Below are 18146 nucleotides of genomic sequence, written 5' to 3'. Positions count from 1 at the left end.
CGAAAATTTTCTTTTTCCGCGCCGCCAACTCGCGCAAGTGTGGCGCAGGTCACGCGCTGAGCGCTCGATCAGCGCTCCGCGCGATGCGAATTGCCTTGATATGCAGGCGGTTCCGGCGGCGGAATGCGAGATTTCGCCGCTCCTGGCCGCGAAACGCCGTCGGCGCGGGCTCGGGGCGACCGCCCGACACGCTGGGCTTTTGACGCCGTAACCAGGGGGTGGGGTTCGCTTTCGTCAGCCTGCGTGGGTACGGTCGTCGTCGCTGGCTGTTTGCGGGTTTTCCCGATCAGCCGAGGCATGGAAATTGATGGTGATGAGACGGAGGAACCCGTGGCCCTTCCCCAGTTGACCGACGAACAGCGCGCGGCCGCGTTGGAGAAGGCTGCCGCCGCACGTCGAGCCCGAGCCGAATTGAAGGATCGGCTCAAGCGCGGCGGCACCAACCTCAAGCAGGTGCTCAAGGACGCCGAGACCGACGAGGTCTTGGGCAAGATGAAGGTTTCGGCGCTGCTGGAGGCGTTGCCCAAGGTCGGCAAGGTCAAGGCGCAGGAGATCATGACCGAACTCGAGATCGCCCCGACCCGCCGCCTGCGTGGCCTCGGCGATCGTCAGCGCAAGGCGCTGCTGGAAAAGTTCGACCAGTCCTAGGCGCATAAGTTGAGCGCCGGCCGAGGGGCCGGCCGGGTAGTCGTGCTGTCCGGCCCCTCTGCCGTCGGGAAGTCGACCGTCGTTCGCTGTCTGCGCGAACGCGTTCCCGACCTGCACTTCAGCGTGTCCGTCACCACCAGAGCCCCGCGCCCGGGGGAAGTCGACGGCGTTGATTACTCCTTCGTATCGCCTGGCCAATTCGATGACCTGATCGCCGACGGCGCCCTGCTCGAATGGGCGGAGATCCACGGCGGGCTGCACCGCTCCGGTACACCCGCCCGGCCCGTCCGCGAGGCGATCGCCGCGGACAGGCCCGTACTGATCGAGGTGGATCTCGCGGGCGCGCGGGCCGTCAAGACCGCGATGCCCGAGGCCCTTACCGTCTTCCTGGCCCCGCCAAGCTGGGAGGAGCTCAAGAACCGGCTCACCGGACGCGGCACCGAGACCGCCGAGGCGATCGAGCGCCGGCTGGCCACCGCCCGAGCCGAACTCGCCGCGCAGGACGACTTCGACACCGTGGTCGTGAACAGTCAATTGGAGTCTGCCTGCGCCGAATTGGTATCCTTGCTGGTGGGCCACCGATAAGTACGCGCCGGAGACGGCGCCGCAGGCCCGACAGCTATCTCGCATTCAGCTAAAACCGCCAGGAGAATTTTTCGTGAGCACCCCGCACGCCGACACGCAGCTGGCCGCTGTGGACGACTTCGACACGTCCGCCGCCAGTGCCTACGACACGCCGTTGGGCATCACCAACCCGCCCATCGACGAGCTGCTGGATCGCGCGTCGAGCAAGTATGCGCTGGTGATCTATGCCGCCAAGCGCGCCCGCCAGATCAACGACTACTACAACCAGCTCGGCGACGGCATCCTCGAGTACGTCGGCCCGCTGGTCGAGCCCGGCCTGCAGGAGAAGCCGCTGTCGATCGCGCTGCGCGAGATCCACGCGGATCTGCTCGAGCACACCGAAGGCGAGTAGCAACACCGCAAGGCATAGGGGAGCGGCCGCCATGGAGTCCAAGCGGATCATCGTCGGCGTCGCCGGTGGTATCGCCGCCTACAAGGCGGCCACGGTGGTCAGACAGCTCACCGAGGCCGGACACGACGTGCGCGTCGTCCCCACCGAGTCCGCTCTCCGGTTCGTCGGTGCCGCCACCTTCGAGGCGCTTTCGGGTCATTCCGTACACACCGGCGTCTGGGACGACGTCCACGAGGTACCGCACGTCCGCTTCGGCCAGGAGGCCGACCTGGTCGTCGTCGCGCCCGCCACCGCGGATCTCCTGGCGCGTGCCGTCGCGGGCCGCGCGGACGACCTGCTGACCGCGACGCTGTTGACCGCGCGATGTCCGGTGCTGTTCGCCCCGGCCATGCACACCGAGATGTGGTTCCACCCGGCCACGGTGGAGAACGTCGCCACGTTGCGTCGGCGCGGTGCCATCGTCCTCGAACCCGCGTCGGGCCGGTTGACCGGAGCCGACAGCGGCGCGGGCCGCCTTCCCGAGGCCGAGGAGATCAGCACGCTGGCCCAGCTCCTGCTGACGCGGCCGGACGCGCTGCCCTACGACCTGGCCGGCGTCAAGGTGTTGGTCTCCGCGGGCGGGACGCGCGAGCCGATCGATCCCGTGCGGTTCATCGGCAACCGCAGCTCGGGCAAGCAGGGCTATGCGATGGCCCGAGTGATGGCCCAGCGCGGCGCCGACGTCACGCTGATCGCCGGCAACACCGCCGGGCTGATCGACCCGGCCGGCGTCGACGTCGTGCACATCGGCTCGGCCGCCCAGCTCAAGGACGCCGTGTCCAAGCACGCGCCGGACGCGCACGTACTGGTGATGGCGGCCGCGGTCGCCGACTTCCGGCCCACGCAGATGCAGGCCACCAAGATCAAGAAGTCCGCCGATCCGGATGCCGCCGCGCCGGTCATCGAACTGACCCGCACCGAAGACGTGCTGGCGGGCGCCGTGCGGGCTCGTGCCGACGGACAGCTGCCCAATATGCGGGCCATCGTGGGGTTCGCTGCAGAGACCGGCGACGCCAACGGCGATGTGCTCCACCACGCTCGCGCGAAGCTGCAGCGCAAGGGATGCGATTTGCTCGTGGTCAATGCGGTGGGTGAGAATCGGGCGTTCGAAGTGGACAACAACGACGGGTGGCTGCTGGCGGCCGACGGCACGGAGTCCGCACTGGAACACGGTTCGAAAACGCTGATGGCCAGCCGTATCGTGGACGCGATCGTGGCCTTCCTGCACAGCGGCAGCGGGTAGCGCGGATCACGCATCCGGCTGCGTGAAATGCTTGCGCGCAAGGCAAGCACAGGCTTGGGTGCAACAGGGCACACCTATAACTTGATGTACTAACTATCTCGACATGAGAGCGGAAGGATCCACACCGTGAGTCAAGCTCGGCTGTTCACCAGTGAGTCGGTAACCGAGGGCCATCCCGACAAGATCTGCGACGCGATCAGCGACTCGGTGCTCGACGCTTTGCTCGCGGGTGATCCCAAGTCGCGGGTCGCCGTGGAGACACTAGTCACCACGGGGCAGGTGCATGTCGTCGGTGAGGTGACGACGGCGGCCAAGGAGGCTTTCGCCGACATCGCCACCACGGTGCGCGAACGCATCCTCGAGATCGGCTACGACTCGTCGGAGAAGGGCTTCGACGGTGAGACCTGCGGCGTCAACATCGGCATCGGCCGGCAGTCGCCGGACATTGCCCAGGGCGTCGACACCGCGCACGAGACCCGCGTCGAGGGCGCCGGCGACCCGCTGGACCTGCAGGGCGCGGGCGACCAGGGCCTGATGTTCGGCTATGCGATCAAGGACACGCCTGAGCTGATGCCGCTGCCGATCGCGCTCGCGCACCGGCTGTCACGCCGACTGACCGAGGTCCGCAAGAGTGGCGTGCTCGACTACCTGCGCCCCGACGGCAAGACCCAGGTCACGGTGCAGTACGACGGCACCACCCCGGTGCGCCTCGACACGGTCGTGCTGTCGACGCAGCACGCGGCGGGCATCGACCTCGAGGGGACGCTGACGCCGGACATCCGCGAGAAGGTCGTCAACACCGTGCTGGCCGACCTGAACCACGACTCGATGGACACCTCCGACTTCCGCCTGCTGGTGAACCCGACGGGCAAGTTCGTGCTCGGCGGCCCCATGGGTGACGCGGGGCTGACGGGTCGAAAGATCATCGTGGACACCTACGGCGGCTGGGCCCGTCACGGCGGCGGTGCGTTCTCGGGCAAGGATCCGTCCAAGGTGGACCGCTCGGCGGCCTACGCGATGCGCTGGGTGGCGAAGAACGTCGTCGCAGCGGGTCTGGCCGAGCGTGTCGAGGTCCAGGTGGCCTACGCGATCGGCAAGGCCGCGCCGGTCGGTCTGTTCGTCGAGACGTTCGGCAGCGAGTCGGTCGATCCGGGCCGCATCGAGAAGGCGATCACCTCGGTGTTCGACCTGCGCCCCGGCGCGATCGTGCGCGACCTCGACCTGCTGCGCCCGATTTACGCGCAGACCGCCGCGTACGGCCACTTCGGCCGCACCGACGTCGAGCTGCCCTGGGAGCAGCTGAACAAGGTCGACGAGCTCAAGGCTTCCGTCTAGGACTCTGTCCGCGAAACCGACGAAATGGTCGCCGTCAGCGACGGATAGCCGCCATTTCGTCGGTCTCGGCGCCCACGCCACTCAGGGGCTGAACGCGTAATCCCGTAGCGGGAAGCGGCGGCTGCGCCAGTACGCCTCCAGCGTCGTGGTCGGACGCAGCGGGGCGTCGCCGTTCTTGTCGAAGTAGTAGCTGTTGGCCCGCTGGCAGCTCTCCTGCCAGAAGATCTGGCGGTGGCGCTTGCGCATCATCTCGTCGAAGTAGCGGTCGTTGGCTTCCTGCGTCACCTCCACGCGGCGGGCCCCCTTGCGCCGGGCGTGCTTGAGGCAGCGGACGATGTGATGCGTCTGCGTCTCGATGAGCGCGAAGTACGACGATCCGACGTAGCCGTACGGCCCGAACACGGTGAAGAAGTTCGGGAAACCCGGCACGCTCACACCCTCGTAGGCCTGCAGGCGGTTCTCCTCCCAGTGCCGGCTCCACGACCGACCGCGCGAACCGGTGACCGGATAGGTCGGCATGTCGTCGGCGTCCATCACCCTGAAACCGGTGGCGAGGATCAGCACGTCCACATCGCGGGTCGCGCCGTCGGCGGTCGCCACACCCGAACCGGTGATCTTGTCGATCGGCTCGGTCACCAACTCGACGTTGTCCCGGTTGTAGGTCGACAGATACGTGTTGTGGAAGCCGGGCCGCTTACAGCCCACCGCATACTCGGGCGTGAGCTTGTCGCGGACCTCCGGGTCGTGGACCTCTTTGCGCAGATACGCCTCGCCCACCTTCGACATGTTCTTCGCCATCGGGTTGATGGTGAAGTACTGCGCGGGCAGCGTGAAGGTCAGTTCGACATACGCCTGGCTCAGCAGACGCTGCACCACATGGCCGCCGGGCAGCCGCATCATCCGCCGCGCCGTCGACGACAGCGGCACGTCGAACTTCGGGAAACACCAGATCGGTGTGCGCTGAAAGACGGTGAGCTGCTTGACGATCGGTGCGATCTCGGGGATCACCTGTACCGCTGACGCACCGGTGCCGATGACCGCGACGCGCTTGCCCGCGAGGTCCTGCGAGTGGTCCCAGCGCGCGGTGTGCATGGTCACGCCGGCGAACGAGTCGACCCCGTCGATATCGGGCAGTTTCGGTGTGATGAGCACCCCGCACGCATTGATCAGGAAACGCGCCGTGACGACGTCGCCGGAGTCGAGTTCGATTCGCCACAGGCTCTCGTCGTCGTCGAAGACCGCGCCGAGCACCTTGGTGTTGAACCGGATCTTGGGCCGCAGGCCGTACTTGTCGACGCAATGCTCGGCGTACGCGCGCAGTTCGTGCCCCGGTGCGTAGGTGCGGGTCCACTCCGGGCTCTGCTCGAAGGAGAACTGGTAGGAGAACGACGGAATATCAACGGCGATACCGGGATACGTGTTCCAGTACCACGTCCCGCCGGGGCCCTCGCCGGCTTCGATGATCAGATAGTCGCCGAGACCGGCCTTGTCGAGGCTGATCCCGGCGCCGATACCGGAGAATCCGGCACCGACGATGATGGTGTCGTGATCGGGCACTGTCATAGGGCCTCCCGTGTCGCTCACATCTCGCTCACGGTACCCCGTGGTTCAGCCGTTGCGATACCGATGCAACGCGGTGCGCAATGCCTTCAATCCCCGTTCGGTGGCCTCGGTCGCGGCGGGCACCACCCCGGCGTAACCGAGGTAGCCGTGCACGAGGGATTCGGCGTTGTGCAGTTCGACGCGAACACCTGCGGCGGAGAGCAACTCCGCATAGCGGGCGCCGTCGTCGCGCAACGGGTCATGCCCCGCGACGGCGATGTAGGCCGGCGGCAGACCGGTCAGATCCTTCGCGCGCGCGGGCGCCAGCGTCGCAGGCATGTCGGACAGATCCATGTTGCCGACGTACCACCGCGAAAAGCCCCCCACCGCATCGAAATTCAGGATCGGCGCGTCGGCGTTCTCGGCGAACGACGGCAACGAGGTGTCCCACGTCGTCGCCGGATACCACAGCAGCTGGAAGCAAATCTGCGGCCCGCCGGCATCGCGCGCCAACTGCGCCACCACCGCGGCCAGATTGCCGCCCGCCGAATCGCCGGCGACCGCAAGCCGGGACGCGTCGACCTCCAGTTCGTCCGCGCTCGCGGCGGCCCACTGTGTCACCGCCCACACATCGTCGACCGCGGCGGGGTAGGGGTGCTCGGGTGCCAACCGGTAGTCGACGGAGATCACCACGGCCTCGGCCTCGGCCGCGTGTCGACGCGCGGTGCCGTCGTAGCTGTCGAGGTCGCCGACCGACCAGCCGCCGCCGTGGAAGAACACCACCACGGGGAGCGGCGCATCGGTTTCGGTCGGCGGCCGATAAACCCGGACCGGGATCGGGCCGCCCGGCCCGTCGACCGTGCGGTCCTGGGCGCGCACCTCGGGCAGGATCTCGACCCGCGGCAGCGCGTTGAACCGTTCACGCGCGGCCTGCGCGCCGCCTTCGGTTGTCAACTGGAACGGAACCGCCTGCAGTACCTTCAGCAGAATGGCGTCTATGGGTTCCGGGCTGGCCGGCCCTACCTCGGGGACTGACATGGGGACACCGTACGTTCACCGGCGTACCCGGCTTCTGTGGGTGGCCGCCGCCGTCGTCGCCGCCTGCTACGGGGTGTTCCTGATCGCGACCGCGGTGCGGCTGCCCGCCGGTGCCGAGCTCACCGGTCAGTTCGCGCTGCAGCCCGCGGTCAAGGCCGCCGCGGCGGTGCTGCTCGCCGGGGCCGCGATGACACATCCGATCGCCCGGGAACGACGCTGGTTGGTGGCCGCGCTGTTGTTCTCGGCGGCGGGCGATTTCCTGTTGGCGCTGCCGTGGTGGGAGCCGTCGTTCGTGCTCGGGTTGTCCGCGTTTCTGGTCGCCCATCTGTGCTTCCTGGGCGCACTGTGGCCGTTGGTCACCCGCTCCGGTCCCAGGCTGACCGCCGCCGCGGTGACGGTTGCGGCCTGCCTGGCCCTGCTGGTGTGGTTCTGGCCGCGGCTGATCGCCGAGGGCATGGCCGTTCCGGTGACGCTGTACATCGCGGTGCTCGGGGCGATGGTGTGCGCCGCGCTGATGGCGCGGCTGCCCACGCCGTGGACCGCACTGGGCGCGGTGTGTTTCGCGGTGTCGGACGCGATGATCGGGATCGGCAAGTTCGTGTTGGTTTCCGAGGCTCTGGCGGTGCCGATCTGGTGGGTGTATGCGGCCTCGCTGGTGCTCATCACAGCCGGGTTCTTCTTCGGCCGGACGTCGGTGCCGTCTGCTATCAATCCTGCGTGACGGGGTCCGACAGCCCGGCCCGCCCGGGCGCCACGAGACAGCCTGCCGAGCATGAGCCGGTCGCGCGGGTGCTGCCGATGCTGACCGTCCCGCACCTCGACCGCGAGTTCGACTACCTGGTCGCGGCCGAGCAGTCCGACGACGCACAACCCGGCGTCCGCGTCCGGGTGCGTTTCCACGGCCGCCTGGTCGACGCGTTCATCCTCGAGAGGCGGTCCGACACCGACCATGTCGGCAAGCTCGGCTGGCTCGATCGGGTGGTCTCGCCCGAGCCGGTGCTGACGCCCGAGATCCGTCGACTCGCCGACGCCGTGGCGGCCCGCTACGCCGGCACCCGCGCCGACGTTCTGCGGCTGGCCATCCCGCCGCGGCACGCCCGGGTCGAGAAACAGGAGCCACCGCAGACCGTGCCGGTCGACCCGCGACCCGTCCCAACCGATCCCTGGAACGCCTACGGCAGAGGCGAGCAGTTCCTCGCGGCGGTGGCGGGCGGACGGGCCGCCCGCGCGGTATGGCAGGCGTTGCCCGGGGAAGCCTGGCCCGATCGGCTGGCCGAGGCCGCGGCGGCGATGGTGAACTCGGGCCGCGGAGTGCTGGTGATCGTGCCGGATCAGCGCGACATCGACGCGGTGCACGCCGGCGCGCTCGGCCTCCTCGACGAGGCCCTGGTGGTGGCGTTGTCGGCGGGACTCGGTCCCGCGCAACGTTATCGGCGCTGGTTGTCGGTGCTCCGCGGCAGCGCTCGGCTCGTCATCGGCACCCGCAGCGCGGTGTTCGCACCGGTCGCCGACCTCGGTCTGGTGATGGTGTGGGACGACGGCGACGACACGCTCGCCGAACCCCGTGCGCCGTATCCGCATGCGCGGGAGGTGGCGATGTTGCGGGCACATCAGCTGCGCTGCGCCGCACTGATCGGCGGGTTCGCCCGAACCGCGGAGGCTCAGGCGCTGGTGCGCAGCGGCTGGGCGCACGACCTGGTCGCGCTGCGGCCGGTGGTGCGGGCGGCCTCACCGCGCGTCATCGCCCTCGACGACAGCGGATTCGAACAGGAACGCGACCCGGCCGCCCGGTCGGCCCGGCTTCCGTCGATGGCGCTTCAGGCCGCGCGTAAGGCGCTGGAGTCCGGCGCGCCCGTGCTGGTGCAGGTGCCTCGCCGTGGATACGTACCTGCGCTCGCGTGCGCGCGCTGCCGCAGCATCGCCCGGTGCCGAAACTGCACCGGGCCCTTGTCGCTGCCTGACCGCGATGCCGTCGGCGCGGTGTGCCGGTGGTGCGGACGCGCCCACCCGTCGTTGCGCTGCGTACGGTGCGGTTCGGATGCGGTGCGCGCGGTCGTCGTCGGGGCCCGACGCACCGCCGAGGAGCTCGGCAGGGCGTTCCCGGGCGCGACGGTCATCACCTCCGGCGGCGACGCGATGGTGGCAGAGGTCCCGCAGCGGCCCGCCGTCGTCGTCGCCACCCCCGGCGCCGAACCAAGGGCCGTGGGCGGCTACGGCGCCGCGCTGCTGCTCGACAGCTGGGCGCTGCTCGGCCGCCAGGACCTGCGGGCGGCCGAGGACACCTTGCGTCGGTGGATGGCCGCGGGCGCGCTGGTCCGCAACCGCGGCGATGGCGGCGTGATCGCAGTGGTGGCCGAGTCCGCGATACCCACCGTGCAGGCGCTGATCCGTTGGGACCCCGTCGGCCACGCCGACGCCGAGCTGAACGCACGCGCCGAAGTCGGCCTGCCGCCCGCTGTGCACATGGCCGCGGTCGACGGGCCGCCCGAGGCGGTGCACGCCTTGCTCGACACCGCCGATACGCCCGAGGGCACCGAACAACTCGGCCCGGTCGATCTGCCGGTCGGCGCGCGCCGCCCGCCAGGACTGGGCCCCGACACGACCGTGATCCGGATGCTGCTGCGGGTTCCCCGCAACACCGGACTGGCCCTTTCCTCGGCCCTGCGCCGGGCCACCGCCGTGCTCAGCGCTCGTCACGACCAACAGCCGGTTCGCGTCCAAATCGACCCTTTGCACATAGGGTGAACCGGAAACCTGGCGTCGCAGGCAACAGGAGGTCCGCATGCGCCGGCTGTTCGCGTGGTCGATCACGTTGCTGGTGCTGGCATTTGCGGTGCTCTGGCCCGTGGTGTTCAGCGGTGGTGGTTCAGAGGCCGCGCCCGCCGACGACCCCGTCGTCATCACCGACTACGACGTGAACCTCGTCGTCGACGAGGACGGGCGACTCGAGGCCGTGGAGACCATCACGGCCGATTTTCCCACCAGCAGGCATGGCATCTTCCGGTACTGGGACGTGACCAACCCCAACAGTCCTCACGTACGTCAAGTGCCTCAGATCGAGTCGATCCTTCTCGACGGCGACCCGGCACCCTACGAGATGCTGTGGGAAGACGCGGAACGCTTCCGGGTGGCCAAGATCGGCGATCCCGACAGCTATCTGAGCTACGGCGAGCACGTCTACGAGATCCGCTACTCCATCGACGGTGTCCTCGATCCCGGAACCACCGGTGCCGACCGCAGATTCGCCACATCGTCGGGCGAACCCGCCGCAACCGGGTCGGTGTTCTTCTGGAACGTGATCGCACCGGCCTGGAACAACCGGATCCAGCGCGCCGACATCTCGGTCCGGCTTCCCGGAGACGTTCCCCGCGTGCAATGTTCGGTCGGGTACGGCGTCGGCGGGCCCTGCCTGGACCTGACGACGACCGGAAACCGGGTGACGTTCTCCGCGCGAAACCTTCCGCCGCGCACACCGGTGACGGTGCGCGCGAGTGTGGACGTCCCGACCCCGCCGCGCACCGAGTTGCCGTGGACCCATGAGTGGGACCGGGTACTGGGACAGTCGCTGGCCGGAGTGCTGTGGGTCGCGGCGCTGACCGTGGCGGCCGGCTTGGCCGGTCTGCTCTGGTACCGCAGCACGGTCGAACCGTCGCCGGGCTTCCCGCTGCAGTACGCGCCGCCGGATGGGCTCGGTCCGGTGCAGACGGAGTACATCCGGACCGAGGCGGTGCCCAAACAGGCCTTGACCGCGACGCTGTTCTACCTCGCCGAGCGGGGGCTGATCGAACTGCGCCAGGTCAGTGAGCAGCATTGGCGGATCCGCGGCATCGCCGAGCACAGCGCGTGGGTCGAGGTGGATCCGGTCAGTGTGACGGTCGGGTCGGTGCTCAAGGTATTGCATCCGGGCGGCGAGTTCGAAGCGAAGAAGACCGTCAAGTCGGGGCAGAAGCTCAACAAAGCCAAGACCGATCTGGGCAAAGCCGTCCAGAACTGGGCCTTCGACAACAAGCTTCTGGTCAAACGGCGCAAGGAACTCTGGCTCCGCACCGCGAACGCGATCGCGTTCGTGCTGATGCTGTGCGCCGTCTTCCGCTGGCTCTTCCCGACGACGATGTGGGCGCTGCCGTTCGCGGCGTTCTTCTTGTTGTCGATCGGTTCCTGGGCCGCGGGCGTGGGCACCAGGCGTACCGAGGCCGGCCGCGAACTCTGGTCGCGTGCAGGGGGTTTCCACCGGATGTTGACCACCGACTCGGCCGAGGCGCGGTTCGACTTCGGGGCGCGCAAAGACCTCTATTCGGCCTATGTCCCGTTCGCGGTCGCCGCCGGCGCCGCGGCCTTGTGGGCCAAGAAGTATGAGACGACGATGGGAACGGCTGCGCCACAGCCGGATTGGTACAACTCGACCACATATGGCGGTTCGGGGTTCATGGGCGGTTCCGGCGGAGCGAGTTTCGACAGCTTCGAATCCGCGTTGTCGTCGTCGATCGGCGCGTACACCGCATCTCAGTCGTCTAGTGGGGGCGGCGGGTCCAGCGGCGGGGGCGGCGGCGGCGGTGGTGGTGGCGGCGGAGGAGGAGGGGGCGGCTCATGGTGACGCTGCTACTGACGATTGCACTGGTGTTGGCGGTGCTGGCGTTCATCGTCTTCGTGGTCGGCTACAACAAGCTGCGATCGGCCGACGTACGCGTCGCCGAGGCGCTCAGCGGTATCGACGTCGAGCTCACGCGCCGCGCATCGCTGATCCCCAGCCTGGTGCACACCGTGCAGACCTTCGCCGCACACGAGAAGGGCATCCTCGACCACGTCACCAACGCACGCGCCGCGTTGACCTCGGCCACCACCGGCACATCGGTGGCACAACGAAGCGCCGCCGAGAAGCAGCTCGACACCGCGCTGGCCCCGCTGTTGGCGCTCGGCCAGAACTACCCGCAGCTGAACTCGTCGAACAACTTCCTCAATCTGCAGGAGAACCTCACCGACAGCGAGAACAAGCTCGCGTTCGCGCGCCAGTACTACAACGACTCCGTCGCGACCCTGAACCGGTTGATCACCACCATCCCTTGGATGTTCGTCGCACCGATGACCGGAGTGTCCGAACGCGAGTACTACCAGACCCCGCGCTGAGCACCCGGACGCCGTCACCGCCGCCGTCTCTAGACTGACGCGGTGCGCATCGTCTTCGCCGGCACCCCGGAACCCGCCCTGCCGTCGCTGCGCCGTCTCATCGAATCACCACGCCACGACGTCGTCGCCGTGCTGACCCGCCCCGATGCGGCATCGGGGCGGCGCGGCAAGCCCTCACCGTCGCCGGTAGCGCGGTTGGCGCTCGAACACGACATCCCGGTGCTGCGGCCGTCGAAGCCGAACTCCGAGGAGTTCATCGCCGAACTGACGGAGCTGGCACCGCAATGCTGCGCGGTGGTCGCCTACGGCGCGCTGCTCAGCGAGCGACTGCTCGCCGTACCCGAACACGGCTGGGTGAACCTGCACTTCTCGGTGCTGCCCGCCTGGCGCGGAGCCGCACCGGTACAGGCGGCGATCGCCGCGGGCGACACCGTGACCGGCGCGACGACCTTCCTCATCGAACCCGCCCTGGACTCCGGTCCCGTCTACGGCGTCGTCACCGAAACCATCCGGCCAACGGATACGGCCGGTGATCTCCTTGAGCGACTGTCCATTTCGGGTGCCGAGCTGCTCGAGCGCACGCTCGACGGGATCGCCGACGGCACGTTGACGGCGGTACCGCAGCCATCGGAGGGAGTGACGATCGCTCCCAAGATCACCGTCGACGAGGCTCGCGTGCGCTGGGATCTGCCCGCCCATGTCGTCGAACGGCGGATCCGCGCCGTCACACCGAATCCCGGCGCCTGGACGATGATCGGCGACCTTCGCGTCAAAGTCGGTCCCGTCACCGTCGACGGGGCGTCAGAAGCCCTGGCGCCCGGCGCGATCCGCGTCAGCCGCGACGGCGTGCGCATCGGCACCGCCTCGGACCCGGTGCTGCTCGGGCTGATCCAGCCACCGGGCAAGAAGCTCATGAACGCGGCCGACTGGGCCCGCGGCGCCCGCCTCGACGACTCGGCACGAGCCGAATGACCAAGCCCCGCAGGAACCGTCCGCAACGACGCAAGCCCCTGGACCCGGCTCGTCGCGTCGCATTCGACGTGTTGCGCGCCGTCTCGGAAAAGGACGCCTACGCCAACCTCGCCCTGCCGGCGTTATTGCGGGAACGCGGCATCAGCGGCCGAGACGCCGCCTTCGCCACCGAACTGGCATACGGCGCCTGCCGTACCAGGGGGCTGTTGGACGCGGTCATCGGTCACGCCGCGGGCCGCCCCACCGAAAAGATCGACCCGGTCCTGCTCGACCTGCTGCGGTTGGGCGCCTATCAGCTGCTGCGCACCCGGGTGGAACAACACGCCGCGGTGTCCACCACCGTCGAGCAGGCAGGTATCGAGTTCGATTCGGCTCGTGCGGGTTTCGTCAACGGAGTGCTGCGCACGATCGCCTCCCGCGACGAGCAGTCCTGGGTCGCGGAACTGGCCCCCGACGCGGTGACCGACCCCGTCGGTCATTCGGCGTTCGTGCACGCGCACCCGCGGTGGATCGCGCAGTCCTTCGCCGATGCGCTGGGCGCCGACGCCGGTGAGCTCGACGCGTTGCTCGCCAGCGACGACGCCCGGCCCGCCGTGCACCTGGCCGTCCGCCCCGGCGCGTTGACCGCGCAGGAGCTGGCCGAGCAGGCCGACGGCACGGTGGGACGGTATTCGCCGTACGCGGTGTACCTCACCGGCGGTGACCCCGGCCGGTTGCAAGCGGTGCGCGACGGCGCCGCGCTGGTGCAGGACGAGGGCAGCCAACTCGTCGCGCGGGCGCTGACCCTGGCCGGGATCGACGGCACCGACGGCGGACGTTGGCTGGACCTGTGCTCGGGCCCCGGCGGGAAGACCGCCATGTTGGCCGCGCTGGCCCCCGACGGCGCCCGCGTCACCGCGGTGGAGCCCGCACCCGCGCGCGCCGATCTCGTCGAACAGAACACCCGCGGCCTGCACGTGGATGTGCTGCGCGTCGACGGACGTGACCCCGGTGTGGAACCCGGCTTCGATCGGGTGCTCGTCGACGCCCCCTGCACCGGCCTGGGCGCGCTGCGGCGCCGGCCCGAGGCACGGTGGCGGCGCAGGCCCGCCGATGTGCCGCCGCTGGCGAAACTGCAACGGGAACTTCTGGCGTCGGCGATCCGGCTGACGCGTCCGGGCGGCGTGGTGCTCTACGCCACCTGTTCGCCGCACCTGGCCGAGACCGTGGGCGTCGTTTCCGACGCGTTGCGCCGACACCCCGTGACGGCGCTGGACACCCGGCCGCTGTTCGCGCCCGCGGACAACCTCGGCGGTGGGCCGCACGTGCAGTTGTGGCCGCACCGCCACGGCACCGATGCGATGTTCGCCGCGGCGCTCAAAGTAGGGTAGGCCCATGGCAGGACCCCTGATCGCGCCGTCGATCCTGGCCGCCGACTTCGCCAGGCTCGCCGACGAAGCCGAGGCCGTGCGCGGTGCCGACTGGCTGCACGTCGACGTGATGGACAACCACTTCGTCCCGAACCTGACCATCGGTCAGCCGGTTGTCGAGTCGCTGCTGAAGGTGACCGACATCCCGATGGACTGCCACCTGATGATCGAGAACCCCGATCGGTGGGCACCGCCGTACGCCGAAGCGGGCGCCTACAACGTCACGTTCCACGCCGAGGCCACCGACAACCCGGTCGGCGTCGCCCGAGACATCCGGGCCGCGGGCGCCAAGGCGGGGCTCTCGGTCAAGCCCGGCACCCCGCTGGAGCCGTACCTGGAGATCCTGCCGGAGTTCGACACGCTGCTGATCATGTCGGTGGAGCCGGGATTCGGCGGGCAGGAGTTCATCCCCGAAGTGCTGGTGAAGGTCGGTACGGCCCGGCGGCTGGTGGACGCGGGCGAGTTGACGATCGTCGTCGAGATCGACGGCGGCATCAACGCCGACACCATCGAGCAGGCGGCCGAGGCGGGGGTCGACTGCTTCGTCGCGGGTTCGGCGGTGTACAGCGCAGAGGATCCCGCCGCGGCGGTGGAGTCGTTGCGCAGGCAGGCCGCCGCCGCCTCCAAGCATCTGCGGGCATGAACCTCGAAGCCGCGATGCGGCTGGCGGTCCAGCAGGCCGAGAAGGTCAAGGGTACGACCTACCCCAATCCGCCGGTCGGAGCGGTCATTCTGGATCGTGACGGCGAGGTGGCCGGTGTGGGTGCGACCGAACCCCCCGGCGGCCCGCACGCCGAAGTGGTCGCCCTGCGAAGGGCCGGCGAGCGCGCCGCGGGAGGCACCGCCGTCGTGGCGCTCGAGCCCTGCAACCACCACGGCCGCACACCGCCGTGCGTCGATGCACTTGTCGCCGCGGGTGTTTCGGCGGTCGCGTACGCGGTCGCCGACCCGAACCCGATCGCCGCGGGTGGAGCAGCGCGCCTGGCCGAGGAGGGGATGGCCGTGACCGCGGGCGTGCTCGCAGACGCGGTGGCCGGCGGCCCGCTGCGCGAGTGGTTGCACAAACAGCGCACCGGATTACCGCATGTCACATGGAAGTTCGCGACCAGCGTGGACGGTCGCAGCGCGGCGGCGGACGGCAGCAGCCAGTGGATCACCAGCGAAGCCGCCCGTGCCGACGTGCACCGCAGGCGTGCCGTCGCCGACGCGATCGTGGTCGGGACCGGTACCGTCTTCGTCGACGATCCGGCGCTGACGGCGCGACTGCCCGACGGCACGCTCGCCGACCGTCAGCCCCTGCGGGTTGTCGTCGGGGAGCGTGAGATCTCGCACGAGGCAAGGGTTCTCAACGACGACTCACGCACGATGGTGATCCGCACCCGCGATCCCCACGAAGTGGTCAAGGCGCTGTCCGATCGGACCGACGTGCTGCTGGAGGGTGGCCCCACGTTGGCCGGAGCGTTCTTACGCGCCGGCGTCATCAACCGGATCCTGGCCTACGTCGCGCCGATCCTTCTCGGCGGTCCGATCACGGCGGTGGACGACGTCGGTGTGCTGAGCATCGCGCACGCCCAGCGGTGGCGCTTCGACAGGATCGAGCCCATCGGCCCCGACGTGCTGCTGAGCCTCATTCCGGGGTAGCCGGATCCTCGCCGCTCAGCGGGCTCTCGTCTGATTCGCCGCTCGGCGGGCTCTCGTCTGATTCGCCGCTCAGCGGGCCCTCGTCTGATTCGCCGCTCAGCGGGCCCTCGTCTGATTCGCCGCTCAGCGGGCGGTGCTCGATCAGGTCGCGCACTCCCGCCATCCCCAGCCGCTCCCGAAATGCCTGGACCGTGTACCCCACGACGGTCGCATCGGTGCGCGCCTTGGCCGTCGCCGACCGGGGCAGGTGGAACAGCGGTCCGATCTCACCGAAGTAGTCGCCCTCAACCGCCAGCTTCAGCAATTCCTCACCGCCACCGGACAGTTCGCGCATGATCTCGATCTCGCCCCGGTCCACGATGTAGATCAGGTCGCCCATGGTGCCCTGCTCGAACAACACCTCACCGGCTTCCAGTTCCACGGTCTCCGGCGGGCGGTCGGCGGAGGCGAAGTTCGGCACCATCTCGACCACCCGATCCGCCAGCGGCAGGATTCGGCTGTCATGTGTCGCGACCACCACCATCCTGGTGCCGGAGGCCAGCTCGCGGATCAGCTTCAGCACCTCTTCGACCTGGATGAAATCCAGATGCGCTGTGGGCTCGTCGGCCAGAATCAGCGGTGGATCGAGCGCGATCGCCCGGGCCACCGCCACGCGCTGCTGCTGCCCGCCGCTGAGGTCACCTGGCCGGTGGTCGAGACGGTCCTGCAGACCTACCCGCCCCAGCAGCTGTTCGGCCCGCTTCCGGGAAGCCCGGCGCGACATGCCGTTTGCGCGCAGCGGCACCATCACGTTCTCGACCGCGGTGAGGCTGGGCACCAGATTGAAGGCCTGGAACACAAATCCCACCGTCTCGCGGCGGTATTTCGCGAGCTCATTTTCGCCGAGCGCGGTCACCTCGACATCGCCGAATTTGATGGTGCCAGAGGTGGGTTGCAGGATCCCGCCGAGGCACGACAACAGCGTTGTCTTCCCGCATCCGCTGGGGCCCATCAAAATCACCAGCGAGCCTGCGGCGACGTCGAGATTCAAGCCGTCGATCGGGCGCACGGTGTGCCCGCCGCTGGTGTATTCGACGACGAGATTCTGGATCGACAGATCGCCCATCGGCTCAGGGCCCCCCGAACGCCAGCGCGGGATCGACTGACACCGCGCGACGTAACCCCGCCGCGCTGGCGATCAGCCCGATCACCACCGCGACCACCGGTAGCGCGACGAAGGCTTCTGTGGGCACGATCACCTGCATCGGGAACAGCGGTCCGAGCAACAGCGACAGTCCGGCGCCGACCAACGCGGCCAACAGCGCCACGATCACCGCCTGCAGCGCGAGCCCGGCCATCACCGAACGGGTAGGCACCCCAATCGCCTTGAACACCGCGAAGTCTCGCAGCCGTTCCAGCGCAGACAGGTAGACCACCGAACCCACGATCAGCGCCGCGACGATCCACAGCAGGACCGCGACGATGGTGATCGAGTTGACGGCCACCTTCAACGGGCGCAGCAGGTCCTCGATCGCTCCGTCGCGGTCGACCGTTCGATAGCCGTTCGGCACCTGCTCGAGCGAACCGCGAACGCCGATGGAGGCGACCAGTCGTTCCCCGCCGTACACCAACTGCTGGGCGCCCTCTGTGGTGAGAAACACATTGGGCAGGTTGGCCAATGCGGTCGAGTTCTCCACCAAGCCGACGATACGCAGCCTCTGCGAAGCGATCTCGACCTCGTCACCGACCCCGCGACCCAACGTCGTCGACACCGCGACCTCGTCGGGTTCCGTGGGGGCGCGCCCTTCGACGACCTCCGGCATCCCCGGTCCGCGTTCGGGCGCACCGAAGATGTCGACATTGCGCGTATCCCCGTCCAAAGTCGCGGTGCCGCCGGCGTAGGCGAGGGGAGCGGCGGCGTCGACGCCCGGAGCCGCGGCGATACGACGCAATTCCACGGGCGCGAACGGAGTGGCGCCCACGAACGGGCCCGATGCGCCCGCCTTCACGACGAACTGGTCGACGCCCAGACTGTCGACGGTGCGCCTGGCCTCGGTCTGGAAACCGTTGGCCAAACCCGTGAGAACCAGCGTCATTCCGAAGATGATCGCCGTGGACAGCACTGCGATGACGAAACGCCGTCTTCGCCACTGCATGTCGCGCAGCGCGGCGATGAGCATGTCGGCGACGTTACCCCGGC

The 18146-nt window shown here is 69.0% G+C and carries 16 protein-coding genes and 1 pseudogene; 13 read left to right on the top strand and 4 right to left on the bottom strand.

Going from position 1 to position 18146, the window contains the following annotated elements; all coding sequences use genetic code 11:
* Positions 1-330: 330 nt before the first annotated feature.
* From mihF to metK, 5 genes are all read left to right on the top strand, one after another.
* Entirely contained in the window at positions 331-648 is a 318-nt protein-coding gene (mihF, locus tag RMCN_RS13735; protein WP_003889986.1) for an integration host factor, actinobacterial type, read from the top strand.
* Positions 649-657: 9 nt separating this feature from the next.
* Positions 658-1233 (top strand): guanylate kinase, encoded by a 576-nt coding sequence (gene gmk / locus RMCN_RS13730; protein ID WP_067389994.1) that lies wholly within the window; start codon positions 658-660, stop codon positions 1231-1233.
* A 73-nt stretch (positions 1234-1306) separates the two neighbouring features.
* On the top strand, positions 1307-1624 hold the full coding sequence (rpoZ, locus tag RMCN_RS13725) for a DNA-directed RNA polymerase subunit omega (RefSeq protein WP_064395447.1): 318 nt from the start codon (positions 1307-1309) through the stop codon (positions 1622-1624).
* Between the two features lie 31 nt (positions 1625-1655).
* Positions 1656-2906: a bifunctional phosphopantothenoylcysteine decarboxylase/phosphopantothenate--cysteine ligase CoaBC gene (gene coaBC, locus RMCN_RS13720; RefSeq protein WP_067389991.1), complete on the top strand. Its 1251-nt coding sequence runs from the start codon at positions 1656-1658 to the stop codon at positions 2904-2906.
* 126 nt (positions 2907-3032) lie between these two features.
* Complete coding sequence (gene metK, locus RMCN_RS13715; RefSeq protein WP_064415713.1) at positions 3033-4241, top strand: methionine adenosyltransferase; 1209 nt, start codon at positions 3033-3035, stop codon at positions 4239-4241.
* An 81-nt stretch (positions 4242-4322) separates the two neighbouring features.
* On the opposite strand, the gene RMCN_RS13710 is transcribed toward metK, so the two are convergent.
* Together RMCN_RS13710 and RMCN_RS13705 are read right to left on the bottom strand one after the other, a co-directional pair.
* Positions 4323-5804 (bottom strand): flavin-containing monooxygenase, encoded by a 1482-nt coding sequence (locus RMCN_RS13710; RefSeq protein ID WP_067389987.1) that lies wholly within the window; start codon positions 5802-5804, stop codon positions 4323-4325.
* Positions 5805-5849: 45 nt separating this feature from the next.
* Positions 5850-6821, bottom strand: coding sequence for an alpha/beta hydrolase (locus RMCN_RS13705; RefSeq protein ID WP_067389984.1), 972 nt, complete (start codon positions 6819-6821; stop codon positions 5850-5852).
* On the opposite strand from RMCN_RS13705, the gene RMCN_RS13700 reads away from it, so the two are divergent.
* From RMCN_RS13700 to ribD, 8 genes are all read left to right on the top strand, one after another.
* Positions 6820-7542 carry a lysoplasmalogenase gene (locus RMCN_RS13700; protein ID WP_067389981.1) on the top strand — a complete coding sequence of 241 codons (723 nt, stop codon included), beginning with the start codon at positions 6820-6822 and terminating at the stop codon, positions 7540-7542. The two genes, RMCN_RS13705 and RMCN_RS13700, sit on opposite strands and share 2 nt — an antisense overlap.
* A gap of 77 nt (positions 7543-7619) precedes the next feature.
* Positions 7620-9566 (top strand): primosomal protein N', encoded by a 1947-nt coding sequence (locus RMCN_RS13695; RefSeq protein WP_201028845.1) that lies wholly within the window; start codon positions 7620-7622, stop codon positions 9564-9566.
* 37 nt (positions 9567-9603) lie between these two features.
* The gene (locus tag RMCN_RS13690) at positions 9604-11415 is read left to right on the top strand and encodes a DUF2207 domain-containing protein (protein ID WP_067389975.1); all 1812 of its coding nucleotides are present in this window, start codon (positions 9604-9606) and stop codon (positions 11413-11415) included.
* On the top strand, positions 11409-11945 hold the full coding sequence (locus tag RMCN_RS13685) for a LemA family protein (RefSeq protein ID WP_064348342.1): 537 nt from the start codon (positions 11409-11411) through the stop codon (positions 11943-11945). Before RMCN_RS13690 ends, RMCN_RS13685 begins: the two co-directional genes overlap by 7 nt.
* Positions 11946-11987: 42 nt before the next feature.
* Positions 11988-12917 carry a methionyl-tRNA formyltransferase gene (fmt, locus tag RMCN_RS13680; RefSeq protein WP_067389972.1) on the top strand — a complete coding sequence of 310 codons (930 nt, stop codon included), beginning with the start codon at positions 11988-11990 and terminating at the stop codon, positions 12915-12917.
* Positions 12914-14287, top strand: coding sequence for an RsmB/NOP family class I SAM-dependent RNA methyltransferase (locus RMCN_RS13675; protein ID WP_067389969.1), 1374 nt, complete (start codon positions 12914-12916; stop codon positions 14285-14287). Before fmt ends, RMCN_RS13675 begins: the two co-directional genes overlap by 4 nt.
* Before the next feature lie 4 nt (positions 14288-14291).
* The gene (gene rpe, locus RMCN_RS13670) at positions 14292-14969 is read left to right on the top strand and encodes a ribulose-phosphate 3-epimerase (protein WP_067389965.1); all 678 of its coding nucleotides are present in this window, start codon (positions 14292-14294) and stop codon (positions 14967-14969) included.
* Positions 14966-15967 (top strand): bifunctional diaminohydroxyphosphoribosylaminopyrimidine deaminase/5-amino-6-(5-phosphoribosylamino)uracil reductase RibD, encoded by a 1002-nt coding sequence (ribD, locus tag RMCN_RS13665; protein WP_064416301.1) that lies wholly within the window; start codon positions 14966-14968, stop codon positions 15965-15967. Before rpe ends, ribD begins: the two co-directional genes overlap by 4 nt.
* A 115-nt stretch (positions 15968-16082) precedes the next feature.
* Here ribD and RMCN_RS13660 read toward each other — a convergent pair.
* Positions 16083-17072 (bottom strand): annotated as a pseudogene (locus RMCN_RS13660) (ABC transporter ATP-binding protein); the annotation flags it as partial.
* 4 nt (positions 17073-17076) lie between these two features.
* Entirely contained in the window at positions 17077-18126 is a 1050-nt protein-coding gene (locus RMCN_RS13655) for an ABC transporter permease (protein WP_064416300.1), read from the bottom strand.
* Positions 18127-18146 lie beyond the last annotated feature (20 nt).

This window comes from Mycolicibacterium novocastrense, assembly GCF_001570485.1.
Lineage (GTDB): Bacteria > Actinomycetota > Actinomycetes > Mycobacteriales > Mycobacteriaceae > Mycobacterium > Mycobacterium novocastrense.
This window is presented reverse-complemented; position numbering and strand designations above follow the sequence as displayed.